The 19,868-nt window shown below is 34.6% G+C and carries 19 protein-coding genes, 2 tRNA genes and 1 pseudogene; 6 read left to right on the forward strand and 16 right to left on the reverse strand.

Going from position 1 to position 19,868, the window contains the following annotated elements; translation table 11 throughout:
- The 16 genes and pseudogenes from HMPREF2764_RS06770 to HMPREF2764_RS06845 all read right to left on the reverse strand — a co-directional run.
- Positions 1-127: pseudogene (locus HMPREF2764_RS06770) on the reverse strand (sigma-70 family RNA polymerase sigma factor); the annotation flags it as partial.
- 120 nt (positions 128-247) lie between these two features.
- Positions 248-2,206 carry an ATP-dependent zinc metalloprotease FtsH gene (gene ftsH / locus HMPREF2764_RS06775; RefSeq protein WP_070528279.1) on the reverse strand — a complete coding sequence of 653 codons (1,959 nt, stop codon included), beginning with the start codon at positions 2,204-2,206 and terminating at the stop codon, positions 248-250.
- 15 nt (positions 2,207-2,221) lie between these two features.
- Positions 2,222-2,764, reverse strand: coding sequence for a hypoxanthine phosphoribosyltransferase (gene hpt, locus HMPREF2764_RS06780; RefSeq protein ID WP_000892173.1), 543 nt, complete (start codon positions 2,762-2,764; stop codon positions 2,222-2,224).
- A 4-nt stretch (positions 2,765-2,768) separates the two neighbouring features.
- Positions 2,769-4,046, reverse strand: a complete 1,278-nt coding sequence (tilS, locus tag HMPREF2764_RS06785) for a tRNA lysidine(34) synthetase TilS (protein WP_001209052.1) — start codon at positions 4,044-4,046, stop codon at positions 2,769-2,771.
- Positions 4,043-5,311 (reverse strand): serine hydrolase, encoded by a 1,269-nt coding sequence (locus HMPREF2764_RS06790; protein ID WP_004255257.1) that lies wholly within the window; start codon positions 5,309-5,311, stop codon positions 4,043-4,045. The genes tilS and HMPREF2764_RS06790 overlap by 4 nt, the downstream gene beginning before the upstream one ends.
- The gene (locus HMPREF2764_RS10335) at positions 5,304-5,426 is read right to left on the reverse strand and encodes an SP_0009 family protein (protein WP_000429334.1); all 123 of its coding nucleotides are present in this window, start codon (positions 5,424-5,426) and stop codon (positions 5,304-5,306) included. The genes HMPREF2764_RS06790 and HMPREF2764_RS10335 overlap by 8 nt, the downstream gene beginning before the upstream one ends.
- A gap of 4 nt (positions 5,427-5,430) precedes the next feature.
- Positions 5,431-5,799: a septum formation initiator family protein gene (locus tag HMPREF2764_RS06800; RefSeq protein ID WP_000041905.1), complete on the reverse strand. Its 369-nt coding sequence runs from the start codon at positions 5,797-5,799 to the stop codon at positions 5,431-5,433.
- Positions 5,792-6,058 (reverse strand): RNA-binding S4 domain-containing protein, encoded by a 267-nt coding sequence (locus HMPREF2764_RS06805; protein WP_001234978.1) that lies wholly within the window; start codon positions 6,056-6,058, stop codon positions 5,792-5,794. The genes HMPREF2764_RS06800 and HMPREF2764_RS06805 overlap by 8 nt, the downstream gene beginning before the upstream one ends.
- Positions 6,059-6,115: 57 nt before the next feature.
- The gene (gene mfd, locus HMPREF2764_RS06810; protein ID WP_070528282.1) at positions 6,116-9,619 is read right to left on the reverse strand and encodes a transcription-repair coupling factor; all 3,504 of its coding nucleotides are present in this window, start codon (positions 9,617-9,619) and stop codon (positions 6,116-6,118) included.
- A complete protein-coding gene (gene pth, locus HMPREF2764_RS06815) occupies positions 9,620-10,189 on the reverse strand; it encodes an aminoacyl-tRNA hydrolase (protein ID WP_049479916.1) in 570 nt (189 codons plus the stop codon). It lies immediately after the preceding gene.
- A 73-nt stretch (positions 10,190-10,262) separates the two neighbouring features.
- Entirely contained in the window at positions 10,263-11,378 is a 1,116-nt protein-coding gene (ychF, locus tag HMPREF2764_RS06820) for a redox-regulated ATPase YchF (protein WP_001218713.1), read from the reverse strand.
- A gap of 84 nt (positions 11,379-11,462) precedes the next feature.
- Complete coding sequence (locus HMPREF2764_RS06825; RefSeq protein WP_000285186.1) at positions 11,463-11,657, reverse strand: DUF951 domain-containing protein; 195 nt, start codon at positions 11,655-11,657, stop codon at positions 11,463-11,465.
- Positions 11,658-11,721: 64 nt separating this feature from the next.
- Complete coding sequence (dnaN, locus tag HMPREF2764_RS06830; RefSeq protein WP_070528286.1) at positions 11,722-12,858, reverse strand: DNA polymerase III subunit beta; 1,137 nt, start codon at positions 12,856-12,858, stop codon at positions 11,722-11,724.
- A 158-nt stretch (positions 12,859-13,016) separates the two neighbouring features.
- On the reverse strand, positions 13,017-14,378 hold the full coding sequence (gene dnaA, locus HMPREF2764_RS06835; protein ID WP_004255267.1) for a chromosomal replication initiator protein DnaA: 1,362 nt from the start codon (positions 14,376-14,378) through the stop codon (positions 13,017-13,019).
- 212 nt (positions 14,379-14,590) lie between these two features.
- On the reverse strand, positions 14,591-15,349 hold the full coding sequence (locus HMPREF2764_RS06840; protein WP_049543465.1) for a ParB/RepB/Spo0J family partition protein: 759 nt from the start codon (positions 15,347-15,349) through the stop codon (positions 14,591-14,593).
- Between the two features lie 57 nt (positions 15,350-15,406).
- Positions 15,407-16,588 carry a serine protease HtrA gene (locus HMPREF2764_RS06845; RefSeq protein WP_070528289.1) on the reverse strand — a complete coding sequence of 394 codons (1,182 nt, stop codon included), beginning with the start codon at positions 16,586-16,588 and terminating at the stop codon, positions 15,407-15,409.
- 183 nt (positions 16,589-16,771) lie between these two features.
- Between HMPREF2764_RS06845 and rlmH the strand changes: the two genes are divergently transcribed.
- From rlmH to HMPREF2764_RS06875, 6 genes are all read left to right on the forward strand, one after another.
- Complete coding sequence (gene rlmH / locus HMPREF2764_RS06850; protein ID WP_000695934.1) at positions 16,772-17,251, forward strand: 23S rRNA (pseudouridine(1915)-N(3))-methyltransferase RlmH; 480 nt, start codon at positions 16,772-16,774, stop codon at positions 17,249-17,251.
- 43 nt (positions 17,252-17,294) lie between these two features.
- A tRNA-Arg gene (locus HMPREF2764_RS06855) sits at positions 17,295-17,368 on the forward strand.
- A gap of 165 nt (positions 17,369-17,533) precedes the next feature.
- The gene (gene comC, locus HMPREF2764_RS06860; RefSeq protein WP_004238992.1) at positions 17,534-17,656 is read left to right on the forward strand and encodes a competence-stimulating peptide ComC; all 123 of its coding nucleotides are present in this window, start codon (positions 17,534-17,536) and stop codon (positions 17,654-17,656) included.
- Positions 17,657-17,668: 12 nt separating this feature from the next.
- The gene (gene comD / locus HMPREF2764_RS06865) at positions 17,669-18,994 is read left to right on the forward strand and encodes a competence system sensor histidine kinase ComD (protein ID WP_070528299.1); all 1,326 of its coding nucleotides are present in this window, start codon (positions 17,669-17,671) and stop codon (positions 18,992-18,994) included.
- Positions 18,991-19,743 (forward strand): competence system response regulator transcription factor ComE, encoded by a 753-nt coding sequence (gene comE / locus HMPREF2764_RS06870; RefSeq protein WP_070528302.1) that lies wholly within the window; start codon positions 18,991-18,993, stop codon positions 19,741-19,743. Before comD ends, comE begins: the two co-directional genes overlap by 4 nt.
- 51 nt (positions 19,744-19,794) lie before the next feature.
- Positions 19,795-19,866 (forward strand) — tRNA-Glu (locus HMPREF2764_RS06875).
- Positions 19,867-19,868: the final 2 nt, after the last annotated feature.

Raw genomic sequence — 19,868 nt, forward strand, 5'->3', positions numbered from 1 at the left:
TAATCAATTCATGTAAGCAAATCATTCCCTCTTGATCCCAATCCGATAGCTCCAATAAATGAAGGTAATATTCATTTCTACACTTATATACAATTCCTTGGACTTCTTTATACAATTCTTTAAGCATAATCTTCCCCTTTCTAGATACAGTTTAACAAATCTAAAAGCTAATTGGGTTCATTTCATCCATTCTGCACCCTTTACCTCCTCAACTGCACAAAAAAGAGAGGATACGCCTCTCTTTGGGTTATTTTTCGTCATTCATTTTTGACTTTACTTCATCATAAGATAGTGCATGAGATTCCTCTTCTACTGTTTCAGGCATCTTTCCTGTTTCGTAAAGAGATTTAATTTGTGTACTATCCAACGTTTCGTATTTCAATAATGCTTCTGCAATCAACTTGTGAGTTTCACGATTTGACTGAATAATTTCAGCAGCTTTATTTCGTGCTTCATTCAATAATGAACGAACCTCTTCGTCAATTTCATAAGCTGTTTGTTCTGAAATTGATTTTTGAGGACTTTGTGCACCAAACATGGCATGATTTCCTTCATATTGAACTGGACCAAGTTTTTCACTCATCCCGTACTCTGTAACCATTGCACGCGCCATTTGTGTCGCTTGTTCAAAGTCGTTTGAAGCTCCTGTAGTTTGGACGTTAAAGATAATTTCTTCAGCTACACGTCCACCCATCAAGCCAGCCAATTGCTCTTTCATATCTTCTTTAGATAGAAGCATTTGATCTTCCTTAGGAAGTGCAATCATGTAACCACCTGCACGACCTCTTGGTACAATTGTAACCTTATGAACAACACGGGCATTCGATAAGACTAGACCAACAATGGTATGTCCTGCCTCATGGTAAGCAACCAATTCACGTTCTTTTTGTGAAACTGTCTTATCTTTCTTAGAAGGTCCAGCAATAACTCTATCTTCTGCTTCATCAATATCAGAAGCATCAATTATCGATTTATTGCGACGAGCAGCAACTAGAGCCGCTTCATTCAATACATTCTCTAAATCAGCACCAACAAAACCTGGAGTTTGTTGAGCTACTAATTTCAAATCAACATCTTCTGCTAAAGGCTTGTTCTTAGCATGAACTTTCAAGATTGCTTCACGACCTTTAACATCAGGACGGCCAACCAATACTTTTCTATCAAAACGTCCTGGACGCAAAAGGGCAGGGTCAAGTACATCTGAACGGTTTGTCGCAGCGATGACAATAATCCCTTCATTACCCTCAAAACCATCCATCTCAATCAAAAGTTGGTTCAAGGTTTGTTCACGTTCGTCATTACCTCCGCCGAGACCGACTCCACGTTGACGTCCAACAGCATCAATTTCATCAATAAAGATAATAGCTGGTGCTGCTTTTTTTGCATCTTCAAAAAGAGAACGAACACGACTAGCTCCAACTCCGACAAACATTTCTACAAAGTCAGAACCTGAGATACTAAAGAATGGAACACCTGCTTCTCCGGCTACTGCCTTAGCAAGCAAAGTTTTACCTGTTCCCGGAGGTCCCTCCAAAAGAACACCTGCTGGAATACGGGCTCCAAGTTTTGTAAATCGTTTTGGATCTTTTAAGAATTCAACGACTTCAACTAATTCTTGTTTTTCTTCCTCAGCTCCAGCAACATCTGAAAATCTTACTTTAATATCTTCTTTATTTGCAGCTTTAGCCTTGCTACGTCCAAAACTCATTGGGTTACGACTATTATTTCCTCCCATATTTCCCATCATAGAGAATAGGAAGAAGAAAAGAATACCGAATGGCACAATGGATACAAGAATATTAATCCACATACCACTTGAACTTTCATGCTTAACAGTTACTTCCGCTTTATGGTCAGAAGCAAGTTTTTGCAATTCGGATACTGTAGTATCTGAAGGAAGAATAATACTTGAAAATTTCTCTACTGTTATGGCAGAAGGAGAAAAGAACTGAATTCCTGTTTCTTCTTTACTTGTTTTAGGATTTTTATATACACCCGAAACTTCGATAACACTACCATTTGGTTGGTAAGTCAATTCTTTTACATTGTCATCGGTAATTTCTTTTACCAATTCTGTATAATTAATTTGCTCACTTTTCCCTGCAACACTACCTGTACTGAAATACTGGTAAGCTGTAACTAGGAAAAAAATAAGTAATAACCATAGAAAAGGATTTTTAATTAAACCATTATTTTGTTTTTTCATTAAAAATTGTTCTTTCTAATTTGAATATACTTCTTCTTTCAATACTCCAACATAAGGAAGGTTACGATAATTTTCTTTGTAGTCTAAACCATAACCTACTACAAACTCATTTGGAATAGTAAAGCAGGTATAGTCAGCCTCAATTTCTACAACACGTCCTTCTGGTTTATCCAACAAGGTTGCAATGTGAACAGAAGCTGCTTCTCTTGCAATAAACATATCTCGCAAATTCTTCAAAGTTTGACCTGTATCAATGATATCTTCTACAAATAAAACATGTCTTCCTTTGATGTCTTGAGTTACATCTTGCTTGATATTGATGACACCGCTACTTGCTGTTCCACCATGATAGCTAGAAACCATCATGAAGTCCATTTCAATATGTGTGTCGATATGTTTGACTAATTCAGCCATAAAAGGAATAGATCCTTTTAAAATCCCAACTAAGATTGGATTTTTTCCTGCATAGTCTTTAGTTAATTGAGCACCTAATTTTTTAGCAGCTTCTGTAATTTCATCGTGTGAAACGAGGATTTTTTTAATATCGTTTTCTAACATTTTTTTACCTATCTATTTTTTCTATATAAAGTACAGTGTTCATTATATCATTTTTCGTGTTTTTACTCAAATTACTGGTCGCAATTCCCAAAATTGAGACAATTTCACCAAATTGCTCAATAATCAGAGCTGATTTTCGCTTTTCCATAGGGATTTTCAAATCAATAAATAGACGTCTGAGTTTTTTTCTATGCCCATTTTGAATCAAAAAATCTCCTGTTTTCCGATGACGAATGTGTACTGATGTTTCCCGTGAAACAGGTACCTGCTGAATTAATTCACCATCTAAAGGAAGTCCAAAGGAAAATAAATATCCTTGATAAGATACCTGATTTTGATAGTGTAACACAAGTTCATCTTCCTTTTCATCAGACTGAGGACTGATTTTACAAATCCGAAACTGTTGATACTCTTTTACTAATTCATAACCATTTTTAAGCGGATGACGATACTGGCTTTTAGTTTTTAAAATTTGTCTAACTTCTTCAAACTGAGCTTTTGTAAGATTCAAATCTGGAAAATGATTCAGATAAGTTTGAAGTAAAACTCTTTGTGTCGACTCAGAGTAAGACAATAGCTGATATAAATTTTCTACATCAATATTTTTTGATAATTCAGCTATAGCTAAGTCATAATCTAAAATTTCATTACCGATACTTAAGATTGCATCTCTAAATCTAGGATTTTCTTTTTCTAATTCTGGTAAGTATGAGTTTCGAATACGATTGCGAAAATAATGATTTTCCTTATTTGATGTATCTTCAAAATGAAAAATTGATAGGAAGTCTTTTTTCTGAAAATGCAAGAAGGGACGAATGATTTCTATCTCTCCGACTACTTGCTTCTCCTTAATTCCTGATAGATAGCGCAAACGAGTTCCTCGAATCAAGCGCATCAAAATCGTTTCCACCTGATCATCAGCATGGTGGGCAGTGACTAAGGCTGTCGCACCTGTCTTTTTCATGACCTCTTGAAAAAAATCATAACGAAAATTTCGTGCACGCGCTTCTGAAAATTCTCCTGAAAAATTGCTGATATAAATAGGAAGCTCTGCTTCAGCAGCTAACTTCCTTAATTCCTGTTCTTCCCAATCTGATTCTACTCTCTGCTTATGATTCACATGAGCTAGAATCAATTCAATTTCTAACTCTTTTTGATACGTAGATAACACCTTAAATAGAAACATAGAATCTAATCCACCAGAAAGAGCTAGAACCACCTTAGCATGCTTTTTGAAATATCCCTTCTTGAGAAAATGATTTAAAAAATCTTGTTCCCTCATTTTAGAACCTCATAAACATCTTTGGCTATCTTAGAAATCGTATCATAATCAGAATTTTTAGTGAAAATAGAAAGAATAAATGGAGAATCTGCATAGACAACACCTGTATCATGCTTAAATTCATCCGCATCTCCAATTTTATGAGCTACTTTAACAGAAACACCTTTGGCAATTCTCTCATTATCAAAATCTGTTTTAGTCAAAGACTCCAATACAAATCCATTTTGATTATAAATTGCCTCCATAACCTTCCCAGCCATCTTAGAAGAAATCAATTTTTCTTTGGAATCCCAATCATCTCCCATAATAGCAGACATCTTGGATTTGAATGTGGCATCAGATTGGTTTGAAATGTAATATCCCAATAGATTATGAGCTACATTATCAGATTCTTTTGATACTTTCGTAATTAAATCCTTTAGAGAATACTCTTTATTATCCTCTTTTTTAGGAAGACTACCACTTCCTTCTGGTTTATAGGAACCTGGAAAATCATTGACTGCAGATATGTATTTTACAGTCGTATCTAACTGATAAAGACCTTCATTTATTTTTTCTTGCGTATAATAAAGATAAGGGAGTTTCAAAACACTAGCCGCATACATCTTTTCATCTTGATTGATACCAGCTTCTTTTCCAGTAGTCAGTTGCTTAACATAAATAGAAAATGAATCCTTCTGATATTTTTCCGATAACATTTCTTGGACTTTACTCATCCGATTATCTTCTTCAGAAGTTGATTCTTTAGCTACCCATCCAGCCTGATCAATATGTAGAAATTCTCTTCCTTCTACAAACATGGTCTTATCAATTGATACTTGCGAATAAGCTGATAAGGATGATTTCACTTCTTTTAAGTCATAAGGACTGTTATACAATTTAAAATCAGATTCTAACCATACTTTTTTTATTGTTGGAGTTACCTCTGATTGATCATATAAAAATCGTTTGTCCGCAGCTATAAATTGATGATTTGATAGCTTAAATACCGGAATTCCTTGTTTATTTAAGTGCCACTCGGTTATTTGAAAACTTGTTTGGGGAGTCAATTTTCCAGATTCCACTACTAAATCTTCATTCGCATAAACAGGAACCTCTCCATAAACCATGGGAGAACTTAATTTTTCTCTAAAATAAATACCAAAGTCAGATTGTGAAAGGTAATAAATTTCTTTCGAAGTATAGACGACTTCTTTTTCTGTGCTAACGACTTTTGAAATAGTCAAAAAACTCGGTAGCAACAAAATAATTAAGAACTTACGCATTCTTCCTTTCCTTTTCTTCTTGTAAACGCAATAATTGATTTTTATCAGCCAACTCTTCTAGTTTTTCATCCGATAGACTCAAAAATTGCTCTATTACATCTAATAAATTTTCCATTTTATCACCTTGGGAGCAAGTCAGGAATCGTATAAACAGCTTCCCGATTCTTAGAATAATAATATTTTGCACGCATGTATTTAGCAGCGTAATCTTCATCTTTCAACTTTGTAGCAAAAGCTGTCTCTTTCTCCTTTTCCTCACTTAAGGTTTGATACTGAGTTTGCAAGTCTGATAACTGTTGACGTCTTTGGAGTAATTGGTGATAACTTTGAGCAAGATTATAAGTTGGTAAAATGAACAATAAAATCATCAAAATAAGAACCCAACCCATGAAACGATTACGTTTTTGTCGTTCTTTCATCAGATAGCGACGACGTTGGTGTTCATTTTGAATAAAAGAATTATTCAATTGTACGATATTTTTAGACATTTTCTTCTACCCGTGTTTCACTGATAATTTCATACATGCCTGCTGCATCTTCTTTTTTTGTACTATCTTTCATCTCCAGTACTTTTACAAGTAGCAACTTATTTCCAAATCGAATTTCAACTTGGTCATTAACTTTCAAATCCGTTGAACTTTTTGCCAAGATTCCATTTACCTTGATTCTACCTTTATCTGCTACTTCTTTTGCGACTGTACGACGCTTGATAATTCTTGATACTTTTAAATATTTGTCTAATCTCATTTTTATTACCTCAAATTATTATTGTACCATTTTTATCCCTTTTATAGAAGAAAAATGTTAAAGGGAAATTGCTTCCTTTGATTCTTTTATCTCTAATAAACTTTCTCCAAAAATGAGCAGACCTTCTAAAATTTCATAGTCCTTCTTGTTTCGGATGTCAAATACAACTTCCATTAATCCCTTATTCTCAGTTATGGCTGCTTTTAAATTCGTTGCAGATAAAGATTTAAAATAATCTTGAGCCAAAAACAATCGCTGAGTGACTTTTTCAAATTGTACTGTAATCTTATTATCTTTTCTTTCCACACGTTGAACAAAGACCTTGTCAAGATAAGACTTAACCAAACCAATCTCTAAAAGATAGGCTACCACGTCTGGGTACTCTCCAAAGCGGTCCATCAACTCTTCTTGTAACTCTTCATAGTTGGCACGGTTGTCAATTTGACGAATTTTCTTGTAAATTTCAATCTTATGTCGTTGATCAGAAATATAGGTATCAGGAAGATAGGCATCAATTTGTAAAATCAACTCAGCATTCCCTTTGGTTCTTGTGTTCCCATTACCATGTCGTTTAGCAATAGCTTCCTCCAATAATTGCGAATACAATTCAAAACCAACAGAATCAATGAAACCAGACTGGGATTTCCCTAAAAGATTTCCTGCTCCGCGAATCGAAAGATCTCGCATTGCAATCTTAAATCCGGAGCCCAATTCTGTAAATCCTTTGATTGCTTCTAATCTCTTTTCAGATACTTCACTGATTGATTTTTCCGGACGATACATGAGATAAGCATAAGCAATACGATTACTACGACCAACTCTTCCTCTTAACTGATACAAGGTTGACAAGCCCATATGGTCCGCATTTTCAATAAATAAAGTATTGGCATTTGGAATGTCCACCCCTGTCTCAATAATGGTAGTTGTCACCAAGATATCATACTGACCTTCAATGAAATCTAGTAGAGTATTTTCTAACTGAATCTCACTCATTTGCCCATGAACATACCCAATTGAAGCCTCTGGAATCAACTCCTGTAATTCTGAAACCTTCTGATCAATTGTGTCAACTTTATTGTAAAGATAGTAAACTTGACCTCCACGGTCCATTTCACGTAAGACAGCATCACGAATCACACTATCATTCTTTTCCAAAACATAGGTCTGAACAGGATAACGATTAGTCGGCGGAGTTTCAATAACAGACAAATCTCTGATTCCCAGCATAGACATGTGAAGGGTACGAGGAATTGGCGTTGCTGTCAAGGTCAGAACATCTACTTGTTTTTTCAGTTCTTTCAAGGTTTCCTTATGCTTGACACCAAATCGCTGCTCCTCATCAATAATCATTAAGCCCAAATCAGCAAACACAACATCTTTTGACAAAACACGATGTGTTCCAATCAGAATATCAACTTGACCCTTTTTCAATTTTTCAAGTGTTTCAGTCTGCTCTTTTTTACTTCTAAAGCGACTCAACACATCAATATTAACTGCAAAATTTTGGAATCGTTCCTTAAAATTCGTATAGTGCTGTTGCGCTAAAACCGTCGTCGGAACTAGAACGACAACCTGTTTGTGATCATTGACTGCCTTAAAGGCTGCACGCATAGCAACTTCAGTCTTTCCAAAACCAACATCCCCAACTAAAAGTCGATCCATTGGTTGAGAAGCCTGCATATCTCTCTTGATTTCCTCAACACTACGAAGTTGATCATCCGTTTCAACATAAGGGAAGGCATCATCAAAAGCATGTTGATCCTCATCATCAGCTGAGAAAGCAAAACCCTTCAACTGGCTGCGCTCAGAATAAAGTTTGATTAAATCGTCAGCTATATCCTCTACCTGGTTCTTAACTTTTTGCTTGGCTTTTTTGAAATGACCGTCATTTAATTTATTGAGTTTAGGAGCTTTACCGTCACTTGAAACGTATTTGGAAAGTAGATGAATCTGTTCCACTGGGATAGAGATTTGATCCCCGTTTTGGTATTGAACACTGACATAATCACGGTGAATCCCTTTGATTTCAATTGTTTCAATCCCTAGATATTGACCAATTCCATGGATATGGTGAACAACGTAATCTCCTTTTTCAAGTTCATTGTAATCTTTTAATCTCTCTGCGTTTGAAACATGTTGTCTTCGAAAACGACGTTTCAATTTCTTTTGAAAAATCTCATGTTCAGTTATCAATAAAACCTTTTCATCTACAAAATGAAAACCATGTCTGAGATTACCCTCAATTAAGTTTACAGATTCTTTACAAACACTTGACTTATCTCTAGAATCCAATTTAATCTGGTATTCCTCTAAAACATCCTCCAATGTTTTACTTCCCATTGAATTGCTAGACTGCAGGATAATAGTATAATCCATTTTTTTGTATCGCTCAATTTCTTCTTTTAGAAAAGAAAATTGATTGAAAAACTCCTGCATAGGATATTGATTAAATTGATAAATTTGGTCAAACTTGAGATTGCCTAACCCCTTTTGCAGATTAGAGAAAAAGGTAACCGGACTCTGCTTTTTATAGATTTGCTCTGTATCTGCAAAATACTGCATCTCAGAAAATGCTTTACTGTTCTGTAATTCTTCTGTAAAGTATTGTGCTAACTCCCTTTCAAAGACTTCATACTGATTCATCAATTTCTGATAATCATCAAAGAATACTGGGGTATCTTTTTCAATATAGTCAAAGACAGTCCATGTCTTTTCATAGCACAAAGATAAAAACTTCCGTGAATCTGAATGTATTTGTTTTTGGTGAAAACTTGAAAGAATTTCTTCTAGATAGGATTTCAAAATCGGTGATAACGTTTTTGAAATTTGTTTTTCTAAAGCTGACTGTCCTCGTTGATAATCCTTTTCTCTCAAAAGCATATCACTAGCTGGAAAGATAGTGAGTTCTGTCTGATTTTCTTTCGATAATTGTGTTTCGACTTCAAATAACCTAATACCATCAATTTCATCACCAAAAAACTCAATTCGGCAAGGTTCTAACTGGGATATTTCAAAAATATCTAAAATATCTCCTCGTATACTAAACTCTCCCTGAGTTTGTACTTGTGTAACTTTTCGATAGCCTATCTCTTTTAACTGATGGATAAGTGCGTGTTGGTCATATTCTTCACCAACTGTTATTTTTACAATACTATCTTTAAATATATTGGGAGACGGTAAAATCAATCGACTTGCTGCGATATTACAAACTAAAATCCCTTTCTTAGATGAATCAGTCAAAAAACGCAAGGCTTCAACCCGTGAAATGATTTTTTCTTGTGAAGACATCAAAAACTCGACCATAGGGGAGTCATCTACCAAAAATGGATAGATAAGTTCCTCACCCAAGACAGATATAAGATCACTAACAAGTCCTTCTGCTCCTCCATAAGTTGACGTCAATAACACAATCTTATCTTCCTGTCTCAAACTACTTGCAATTGCAAGAGCCTTGGTAGACGTTGATAAACCAAGTATTAGTTGTCTTTTCTTATCTATCAGATTTTGATGCCATTTTTTTATCTGGTCATTTTCTGAGAATAAATCTAATAAAGTCACCATTTAGCTGTTATACCTCTGCATTGTTTTCTCAAAGTTTTTTTCTTGTAAATAATAATTTACAGCATCGTCAACCTTGTCAATTGACTGTAAAATACCCACATAGTCATCCTGATCAAACTTACTTAAAACATGATGAACAACTGACATGCCTTTTTTAGGTCTTCCAATACCTATTTTAACACGGTTAAATACCTGAGTCCCTATATGTTGAATAATAGACTTGATACCATTATGACCACCTGCTGATCCCTTTGCTCTTAAACGAATTTTCCCGACTTCCATGTCAAGGTCGTCGTAAATAACGAGTAAATTTTCAATATCCAAACCATAGTAAGTCAATAAAGCATGAACCGCTTTTCCACTTTCATTCATAAATGTTGTTGGTTTGACGAGATAAATTTTTTCTCCATTGATGAAAAAAGATGCTAGGTCAGCTTGAAATATCTTGTCATGTGTAAAGGTGACATTTTGTTTTTTAGCTAGTTGGTCAATCAACATAAATCCAACGTTGTGCTTGGTTTCAAAATATTTATCCCCTGGATTTCCCAATCCTACAAGTAATTTGGTCATTTATTTTTCCTTTCGAAAGCCAAAAGGGTTGGAATTTTTTTCCAACCTAATTGACACTATTTATTAAATATTATTAAACGTTAAAGCGGAATTCCATGATATCGCCATCTTGAACGATATATTCTTTTCCTTCTTCACGCAAACGCCCAGCTTCTTTTACAGCCTTTTCAGATCCATATTTCACTAGATCCTCATATGACATTGTTACTGCACGAATAAACCCTTTTTCAAAGTCTGAGTGGATAATACCAGCTGCTTGAGGAGCTTTCATCCCTCGCTTAAAGGTCCAAGCACGAACTTCTTTTTCACCAGCTGTGAAGTAAGTTCCCAATCCAAGTAAGTGGTAAGCTGCACGAGTCAACTTGTCAACGCCTGACTCTGTCAAACCAAGTGCTTCAAGAAACTCTTGCTTATCTTCTTCGTCTAACTCAGAAATTTCTTCCTCAGCACGCGCAGAAATAACGACTACTTCAGCATTTTCTGTCGCTGCGAATTCACGAATTTGTTTAACATAGTCGATAGAGTCAGGTTCTGAAACAACATCCTCATCCACATTGGCAACATAGAGCACTGGTTTAGTCGTCAAAAGGAAGAGACCTTTGACAACTTTTTGTTCTTCATCTGTAAATTCAATAGTTCGAGCTGATTTTCCATCTTCTAGGACTGGTTTAATCTTTTGAAGAACATTAAACTCAGCTACTGATTCTTTATCTTTTTGCGTACGTGCCATCTTTTCTACACGCGCATAACGCTTATTAACTGATTCTAAGTCAGCAAGAATCAACTCCAGGTTAATAGTATCAATATCTGCAAGTGGATCTACAAAGGCGTCTTCACGTCCTTGCTCGCGCATCACATTTTCATCATCAAAAGCACGAACTACGTGAACAATCGCGTCTACTTCACGGATATTAGCCAAGAATTTATTCCCTAGCCCTTCTCCTTTTGAAGCTCCTTTTACAATTCCTGCGATATCTGTAAATTCAAATGTTGTTGGAACTGTCTTTTTAGGAGTGATCATTTCAGTCAATTTTTGTAGGCGTTCATCTGGAACCTCAACCATTCCAACGTTTGGATCAATCGTCGCAAATGGATAGTTTGCAGCCTCTGCTCCTGCTTTTGTAATTGCATTAAATAGTGTTGATTTACCAACGTTTGGCAAACCAACGATACCTGCTGTTAAAGCCATATTTTCTCATTCTCCGTTTTTATTTCAATCCCTAATATTATAACACAAAAAGGGAAAACTTGCTAACCCTCTAACTGAGGGGTTTCAGTCAATAATTTTATTCATTTTTCGATCAAAATCATAGCGCCCCATCATGACAACATGGTCACAATTGCTACATTTAATTTTGATATCTGCTCCTACACGTGTAATTTCCCAACGATTGGCCTTTTTACCTGTTGACTTGATGGTGCAAGCATGTGGTTTTTTCATTTCAACAAAATTTCCAACTTGATACATACTACTCTCCTTTTCTTTTTCGATTATATCATAAAAGAGGCGAGCCAGGCTCAACCTCTTTCACTTAATTTGTACGAACTGGTGTAATGAGCTGCATGAAGTCTTCATCAGTGTCTGCTGGCACAAGAGTAAATGGACGAACAGCTGAGATAAAGCTAATGGTCACCTTTTCGCTATTTAAAGCCTTAAGAGAATCAATCAAGTAAGTTGGGTTGAAACTAATAGTCAAATCTTCACCAGTCACCTGATCAGTATCGATTTCTTCGTTTACTTTACCAACTTCTGGAGAATGAACATGGGCGCTAACAATACCACCTTTAATTTCAAGCTTCACAGTACCATTTTGAGTCGCACTTGATAAAAGGCGAGCACGCTCCATTGACTGACGTAAGTTTACCACATCAAAAGTAATAGTAGTGTTAAAGTCTGTCGGAATCAAGCGATCTGTATCAGGATAGTTACCTTCTAACAAACGAGTATAGAAGCTAATATTTTCGCTTCTAAAGAGGATTTGATTGTTGGCAAAGAAAATCTCTACAGTTTCAATATCGTCTGTAAATACTGCTGAAAATTCGCGTAGAGAACGGCTAGGAATCACGACATCAAAATCATCACTATTTTTTTCAAGAGTCAATTTTTTCTGGCTTAGACGATGAGAGTCTGTTGCAACTGTTTTTAACTCTTTGTGTTGGCTCAATACAAAATGAACACCTGTTAAAATTGGACGACTTTCTTGTGTACTTGCAGCAAAAGCTGTTTCATTGATAATTTTCTTGAGTAATTTTGTTTCAAGAACCAAAGGAGTGCTTGCTGAAATTTCTTGGATTCGTGGATATTGTTCACTATCTTTTCCTTTTAGGGTAATTTCTGATTTACCGCTGGTTAAAACAATTTGATTTTGTTCAATTTCTTTAAAATCAAGAGTCACATCAGGTAGACTAGATACAACATTGATGAAGAAAGAAGCTTCAAGAAGGATCGAACCTAAAGAAGTAATTAACAAACCAGCATCTTCATTTTTTTGAGAAATAAAATTTTCAATTGAAATTTGACCATTTGAACCAATTAAAGTAACACCTTCATTGGTTACTTCAATTTTTACGGTTGATAAAATAGGAATGGCATTTTTAGAGCTAATAGCTCTCTTAGTAGTATTTAAGGCTTGTAGAAATAAATTTTTATTAATTGAAAAATGAATCATGGATTCTCCTTTATTTATTTTTAGTATTAGAAGGATAATAGTAATAATAGGGTCTGTGAAATCTGTGGAAAACAGACTTTAAACAAGTCATATCAAGTTTTTTGGCTTGTTTAAAAAATGTGGATAAAAAAGATAATAAAGTAAAAGTTATCCACAAGTTATTTAATTTTCTTTTTGATGGATTCAATTTCTAAACGTAAATTATCGTCTTCATCAATCAAAGATTTAATTTTGGCATGGGCATGTATGACTGTTGTGTGATCTTTTCCACCAAATTCCTTCCCAATTTTTGGAAGACTATTATCTGTTAATTCTCTAGATAAATACATGGCTACTTGACGGGCCAAAACAATATTTTGAAGGCGTCTGCTTCCCTTCATTTCTTTGACACTAACACCATAGAAGTTCCCTACTTCAGTTTGGATTTTATCAATTGGAATGACGAGGATTTGGCTAACATCTTGTTTTCGAGCTCTAATAGCTTCTGCAGCGATATCGATAGTGATATCCTTAATCTTCTTCACTCTGGCAATTAAAGTGATGTCGTTTATTGCTCCTTCAAGTTCTCGGACGTTTGAATCAAATTGACCAGCTAGGTATTCTAGGGTATCACTTTGGAAATGGTAGTCTAAATTCTCTGTTTTGCTTTGTAAAATGGCAATACGTGTCTCAAAGTCAGGTGGTGTGATGTTTTGCGTCAAGCCCCAGCTAAAGCGCGTGACAAGTCTTTCTTCAAGGCCCTCTAAGTGTTTAGGGCTACGATCACTAGTCAGAACAATTTGTTTTTGATTGTTATGGAGAACATTGAAAGTATTGAAAAATTCTTCCTGAGTTGCAACTTTTTTTCCACTCAGCGATTGAATATCATCAATTAACAAGAGATCGAGGCTACGGTAGGTTTTTTTGAACTTATCCATTTCACCCAGTCTCAGATGTTCAAGAAAGTCGTTTATAAAGCTTTCAGCAGGAATGTACTTAACACGCGCATCAGGAATATTTTTCAAAATCTCATTCCCAATTGCATTGAGTAAGTGAGTCTTACCAAGGCCAGGTCCTCCATAGATAAAAAGAGGATTATAGGTCAAGGCTAAATCTTCAGAAACAGCCAAAGCGGCTGATACTGCCCAAACATTCCCATCCCCTTGAATAAAATTATCAAAGGTATATTTTTCTTTTAATCCAGTATCCGAATAAGGAATAGATGCTAACTTTGGACTATAGTCATAAAGAGTTGAATTTGGAGCTTCTTCAACTTGTGAGACAGTAGTATCTTGAGGTTTGATGAAAATATAGTGGGGAGTTATCTCAGCATCATAAATCTCAAAACCAGCTACTACAATGATATCTTTTAGTTGTTTTTCCCAGACCATTTCCATTTCAGATCGTGGTAAAAATATAGTGGCAACATTTTCTTCTACCTTAATGAGTTCAGCTTGAATAGCATAGAAATCATACATGGAACGAGTTAGTCTTTCTTGTGCAAATTCTAATATACGATTCCAAAATTGTTTTTCTTTCAATCCTTTCTCCTCCTTTACTATTTAAAAGTTTAATGCTAGATTTATTTTACCATAGATAGCAAGAATTTTCCACAAGCTGTGAAAAATAATCCACAATGTTATCAAGTTTTATCCACAGGTTGGGGATAAAATCAGAAACTGTTGATTTATGAAGCTTTTTTTTGAAAAAAATAGTGGATAACCTTGTGAGATAAAAAAATAAAAGAACAGCCTTATTTCAGGCTGTTGATAATTCTACTGTATTCTTCTTGATTTGAAAAAGAAATAATGATTTTTCCACTGTCTTTTTTAGACAGTTTGATTTCTACATCTAATCCGAGTAGTTTTTTTAACTGTTCTTTTTCATTTTGTATGAAATGATTCGTTTTTTGAAGTTTCTTTTGTTTTTTCTCTGTCAGAAGAGATTCTAATTTCCTTACAGAAATGTCTTCACATATAATCCGTTGAAAGAAATAGTCTTGTTGTTCCTTATTTAACCCAACTAGAGAACGCGCATGGGCTTGTGATAGTTTGCCATTTTCTACTTCTGAAAGGATCTGTTCTGACAAGGACAGCAAGCGAATGGAGTTGCTGATATAAGGACGAGACTTCCCCATTTTATCTGCAATTTCAGCATGGGTAAATCCTTTCTCTACAAGAGATTCATAGGCGCGTGCTTCTTCTATTGGATTTAAATTTTCTCTTTGCAAATTTTCAATGATGGACTGGACCATCATTTCTTGATCTGAAAGCTGTTTAACAACAGCTGGGATAGACGTTAGACCAGCTAAAAGTGAAGCCCGATAGCGTCTCTCTCCTGCAAGGATTTCATAACCAATAACAGGAGATTGACGAACAATAATCGGTTGAATGACCCCATTTTCTTTGATAGACTGTGCTAGTTCATGTAGTTTTTCTCCATCAAATTCTTTTCGAGGTTGATAGGGATTTTTTTGTATATCCGTGATAGAAATCATTTCAAATTTTTCCATGATTCTACACTAACACATCTTTTCTCTTATGTAAAGCTTTCTTTAAATAGATGTCAATTAAGATTCTAAATCACCTGAACTCTTGTCAAGTTTAATAGATGTAGTTTCTTCTTTACTGTTACGATAGTAAGTTATCTTAATGGTGTCTCCGATAGAATGATTGTAAAGAGCACTTTGTAAATCTGTTGATGAAGCAATCTCCTTGTCATCTACTTTTGTAATAACATCGTATTTTTCAAGGTGACCATTGGCAGGCATATTACTTTGCACAGAACGAACAACTACACCAGATGTTACATTGCTTGGAATATTCAGTCTTCTAAGATCACTTGTATTAATATTTGAGAGATTGACCATTTGGATGCCCAAAGCTGGACGAGTCACTTTTCCGTTCTTTTCTAACTGTTCAATAATATTGATAGCATCATTTGCAGGGATTGCAAAACCAAGACCTTCTACAGATGTTCCTCCATTTGTGGCAATTTTACTTGAGGTAATTCCGATAACCTGTCCTTGAATATTGATAAGTGGGCCACCAGAGTTACCTGGGTTAATAGCAGTATCAGTTTGGATAGCTTTTGTAGAAATGGCTTGTCCATCTTCAGACTTTAAGGACACATTTCGATTAAGACTAGATACAATACCCTGAGTGACAGTATTTGCATATTCAGAACCCAATGGGCTACCAATAGCAATGGCAGTTTCTCCTACGGTTAACTTGCTAGAATCACCAAACTCAGCTACTGTTGTCACTTTTTCTGAAGAGATTTTGACGACAGCAATATCAGAGAAAGTGTCCGCTCCGACAATTTCTCCGGGTACTTTAGTTCCATCTGACAAACGAATATCTACTTTGCTGGCGCCATTTATAACGTGATTATTGGTGACGATGTAAGCTTCTTTATCATTCTTCTTATAAATAACCCCAGATCCTTCACTAGAGATTTGCTGAGAATCTGTATCAGTCTCCTCATTGCCAAATACGCTATTTTGTCTATTTGCTGAATAAGTAATAACAGAAACAACGGCATCTTTTACTTTGTTAACAGCCTGTGTTGTTGAATTTTCATTCTTATAGGCAGTCTGTGTAATAGTACTATTGTTGTTCGAGCTACTTACAGTACTTTTTTGAGTTAGTTGATTTATTGAAAAGCTACCCAAGGCTCCACTAATAAAGCTAATGACGATAACGACTAATAATTGAAACCATTTTTTGTAAAATGTTTTTAGATGTTTCATATTTGCCTCCATTTTTTTGAAATTACTGAAAGTATAAACTGACTAGCTTAATTATAACTTAAACACAAAAGTTTTTCACAGATTGTGGATAACTTTAAAAAATCTGTGGTTTTCTCGGCTAAAATTAACCTTTTATTTTGTGAATAAGGTGTGAAAAAATAGAGAATATGTTAGAATAGAGTCATGAAAATTAAAGTTGTAACAGTTGGGAAACTGAAAGAAAAGTATTTAAAAGATGGTATTGCAGAGTATTCAAAACGAATTTCTCGATTTGCTAAGCTTGAAATGATAGAGCTGGCAGATGAAAAAACACCAGATAAGGCCAGTGAATCAGAAAATCAAAAGATTTTAGAAATAGAAGGTCAGAGAATTTTATCAAAAGTTGGTGACCGTGATTTCGTGATTGTGTTGGCTATCGAAGGGAAAACTTTCTCCTCAGAAGAATTTAGTAAACAATTAGAAGAAGCTTCTATAAAAGGATTTTCTACTCTTACATTTATTATTGGAGGGAGTCTGGGACTAGCACAGGATGTAAAAAAGAGAGCCAATCTCTCTGTTAGTTTTGGTCGTTTAACCTTGCCCCATCAGTTAATGAGACTAGTCCTTGTTGAACAAATCTATCGAGCTTTTACAATACAGCAGGGCTCGCCCTATCATAAATAGAAAATTGACTTTCAATTGAATTTTTGGTAGAATAGCTGTATTAGGTCTCATAGCTCAGCTGGATAGAGCATTCGCCTTCTAAGCGAACGGTCGCAGGTTCGAATCCTGCTGGGATCAATATAGTAGCAAAGCTGGGAATTTTCCCGGCTTTTTTCTTAAAAAAGTACACTTGGGGAGAAAAAAATGACAGTTGAGAGAATTTTATCTAAAACGAAATTCCATTTTGTATAATAGTTTTTGTAAGTTAGTTTACAAGAAAAAAACATTTTAGGAGATTTTATTATGAAAAACACAGTTAATTTAGATAAGTTTGTAGAATTGAAGGAAAAAGACTTGCAAAATATTCAAGGTGGGGAGATAAGGCAAACACATAATATTTTCTTTAATTTCTTTAAAAGAAGATAAAGGAGTGGAATAATGGATTTTCTTGCAGTATTAGTTGTGATATTACATATTTTTATTATTAGTAAAAGTTACTATTTAATATGTAAAAATAAAATAAATATAAAAGAACTATGCTTTTTTGGTGGTTATACATTCCTAGTAGAATCAGTATTTGAACTTTCCTTTTATTTTATATACTTAGATGGATTAGGAATTGAAAAATTTTTATTTCCTTTGGTATTATATTCATATTTTAGATTTATTAAAAAGTATGAGAAGTATAGAGGAGTATTCTTAAGTTTACTACTATCCCTTTTATATAATAGCACTCATACCTTTCTATCCGTAACTTTATCCTCTATAATAGGAGATGATACTGCCCTACAATATCATAGTCTATTCTTTTTAGTTGTAGTGGCGTTGACTTATGTTGTTATCGTAACAATCATTCGTTATTTCCATTTGGAACTAAACTATTTTGACAAAGATTATCTCTATCCTTTCTTGAAAAAAGTCTTTTTTGATTTACTACTTCTACATGTTGTATCTTTCATTTCAGATATGGTAAGTACGATTAAACATTTGAATAGTTTTGGAAGTATTTTATCATCTATTGTCTTTATCTCTTTACTTTTGACCTTTTTTGCAATGAATTCGCATAAAGAAAAAATGGAGAAAGAGATTGCTTTGAAGCAGAAGAAATTTGAACAAAAACATTTACAGAATTATACAGATGAAATTGTCGGACTGTATAATGAAATCCGTGGTTTTAGACATGACTATGCTGGGATGCTTGTCAGCATGCAGATGGCAATTGACAGTGGTGATTTACAGGAAATTGACAGAGTTTACAATGAAGTTTTGGTCAAAGCAAATCACAAACTGCGTTCAGATAAGTATACTTACTTTGACTTGAACAACATAGAAGATTCAGCTTTACGAAGTTTGGTTGCTCAGTCAATTGTATATGCTCGAAATAATGGTGTAGAGTTTACACTGGAAGTAAAAGATACGATTACCAAGCTTCCAATAGACCTGCTGGATTTAGTTCGTATTATGAGTGTTTTATTGAACAATGCTGTCGAAGGATCGGCTGATAGTTATAAAAAGCAGATGGAAGTAGCAGTTATTAAGATGGAAACTGAAACAGTGATTGTGATTCAGAATTCATGTAAAATGACGATGACTCTTTCAGGAGATCTATTTGCTTTAGGATTCTCTACTAAGGGAAGAAATCGTGGAGTCGGATTAAATAATGTGAAAGAATTATTAGATAAGTACAATAATATTATTTTAGAAACAGAGATGGAAGGCAGTACATTTAGACAAATCATTAGATTTAAGAGGGAATTTGAATGAAAGTTTTAATTTTAGAAGATGTTATTGAACATCAAGTGAGACTAGAGAGAATATTGGATGAAATTTCGAAAGAATCGAATATTCCAATATCATACAAGACAACGGGAAAAGTTCGTGAGTTTAAGGAATATATCGAAAATGATGAAGTAAACCAGCTTTATTTTCTAGATATTGATATTCATGGAATTGAGAAAAAAGGGTTTGAAGTTGCTCAGTTTATTCGTCATTACAATCCTTACGCTATTATCGTCTTTATTACCAGTCGATCAGAGTTTGCGACTCTCACCTATAAATACCAGGTATCAGCCTTAGATTTTGTTGATAAGGATATCAATGATGAGTTATTTAAGAAGAGAATTGAGCAAAATATATTCTACACGAAGAGTATGTTACTTGAAAATGAAGATGTTGTAGATTATTTTGACTACAATTACAAGGGAAATGATTTAAAAATTCCTTACCATGATATTTTGTATATTGAAATGACAGGTGTCTCTCATAAATTACGCATTATTGGTAAGAATTTTGCCAAAGAGTTTTACGGTACCATGACAGATATTCAGGAAAAGGACAAACATACTCAGAGATTTTATTCTCCTCATAAGTCATTTTTGGTAAATATAGGTAATATCAGAGAAATTGATCGAAAAAATCTAGAAATTGTTTTCTATGAAGATCATCGTTGTCCTATTTCAAGATTAAAAATTAGAAAATTAAAAGATATTCTAGAGAAAAAATCTCAAAAGTAATTGACAATTAGCAAGAAATTGATATAATGGTTATATCTGCTACAGATAGAAGGTCCGTTGGTCAAGGGGTTAAGACACCGCCTTTTCACGGCGGTAACACGGGTTCGAATCCCGTACGGACTATT

The sequence above is a fragment of the Streptococcus sp. HMSC073F11 genome, assembly GCF_001810785.1.
Taxonomy (GTDB): domain Bacteria; phylum Bacillota; class Bacilli; order Lactobacillales; family Streptococcaceae; genus Streptococcus.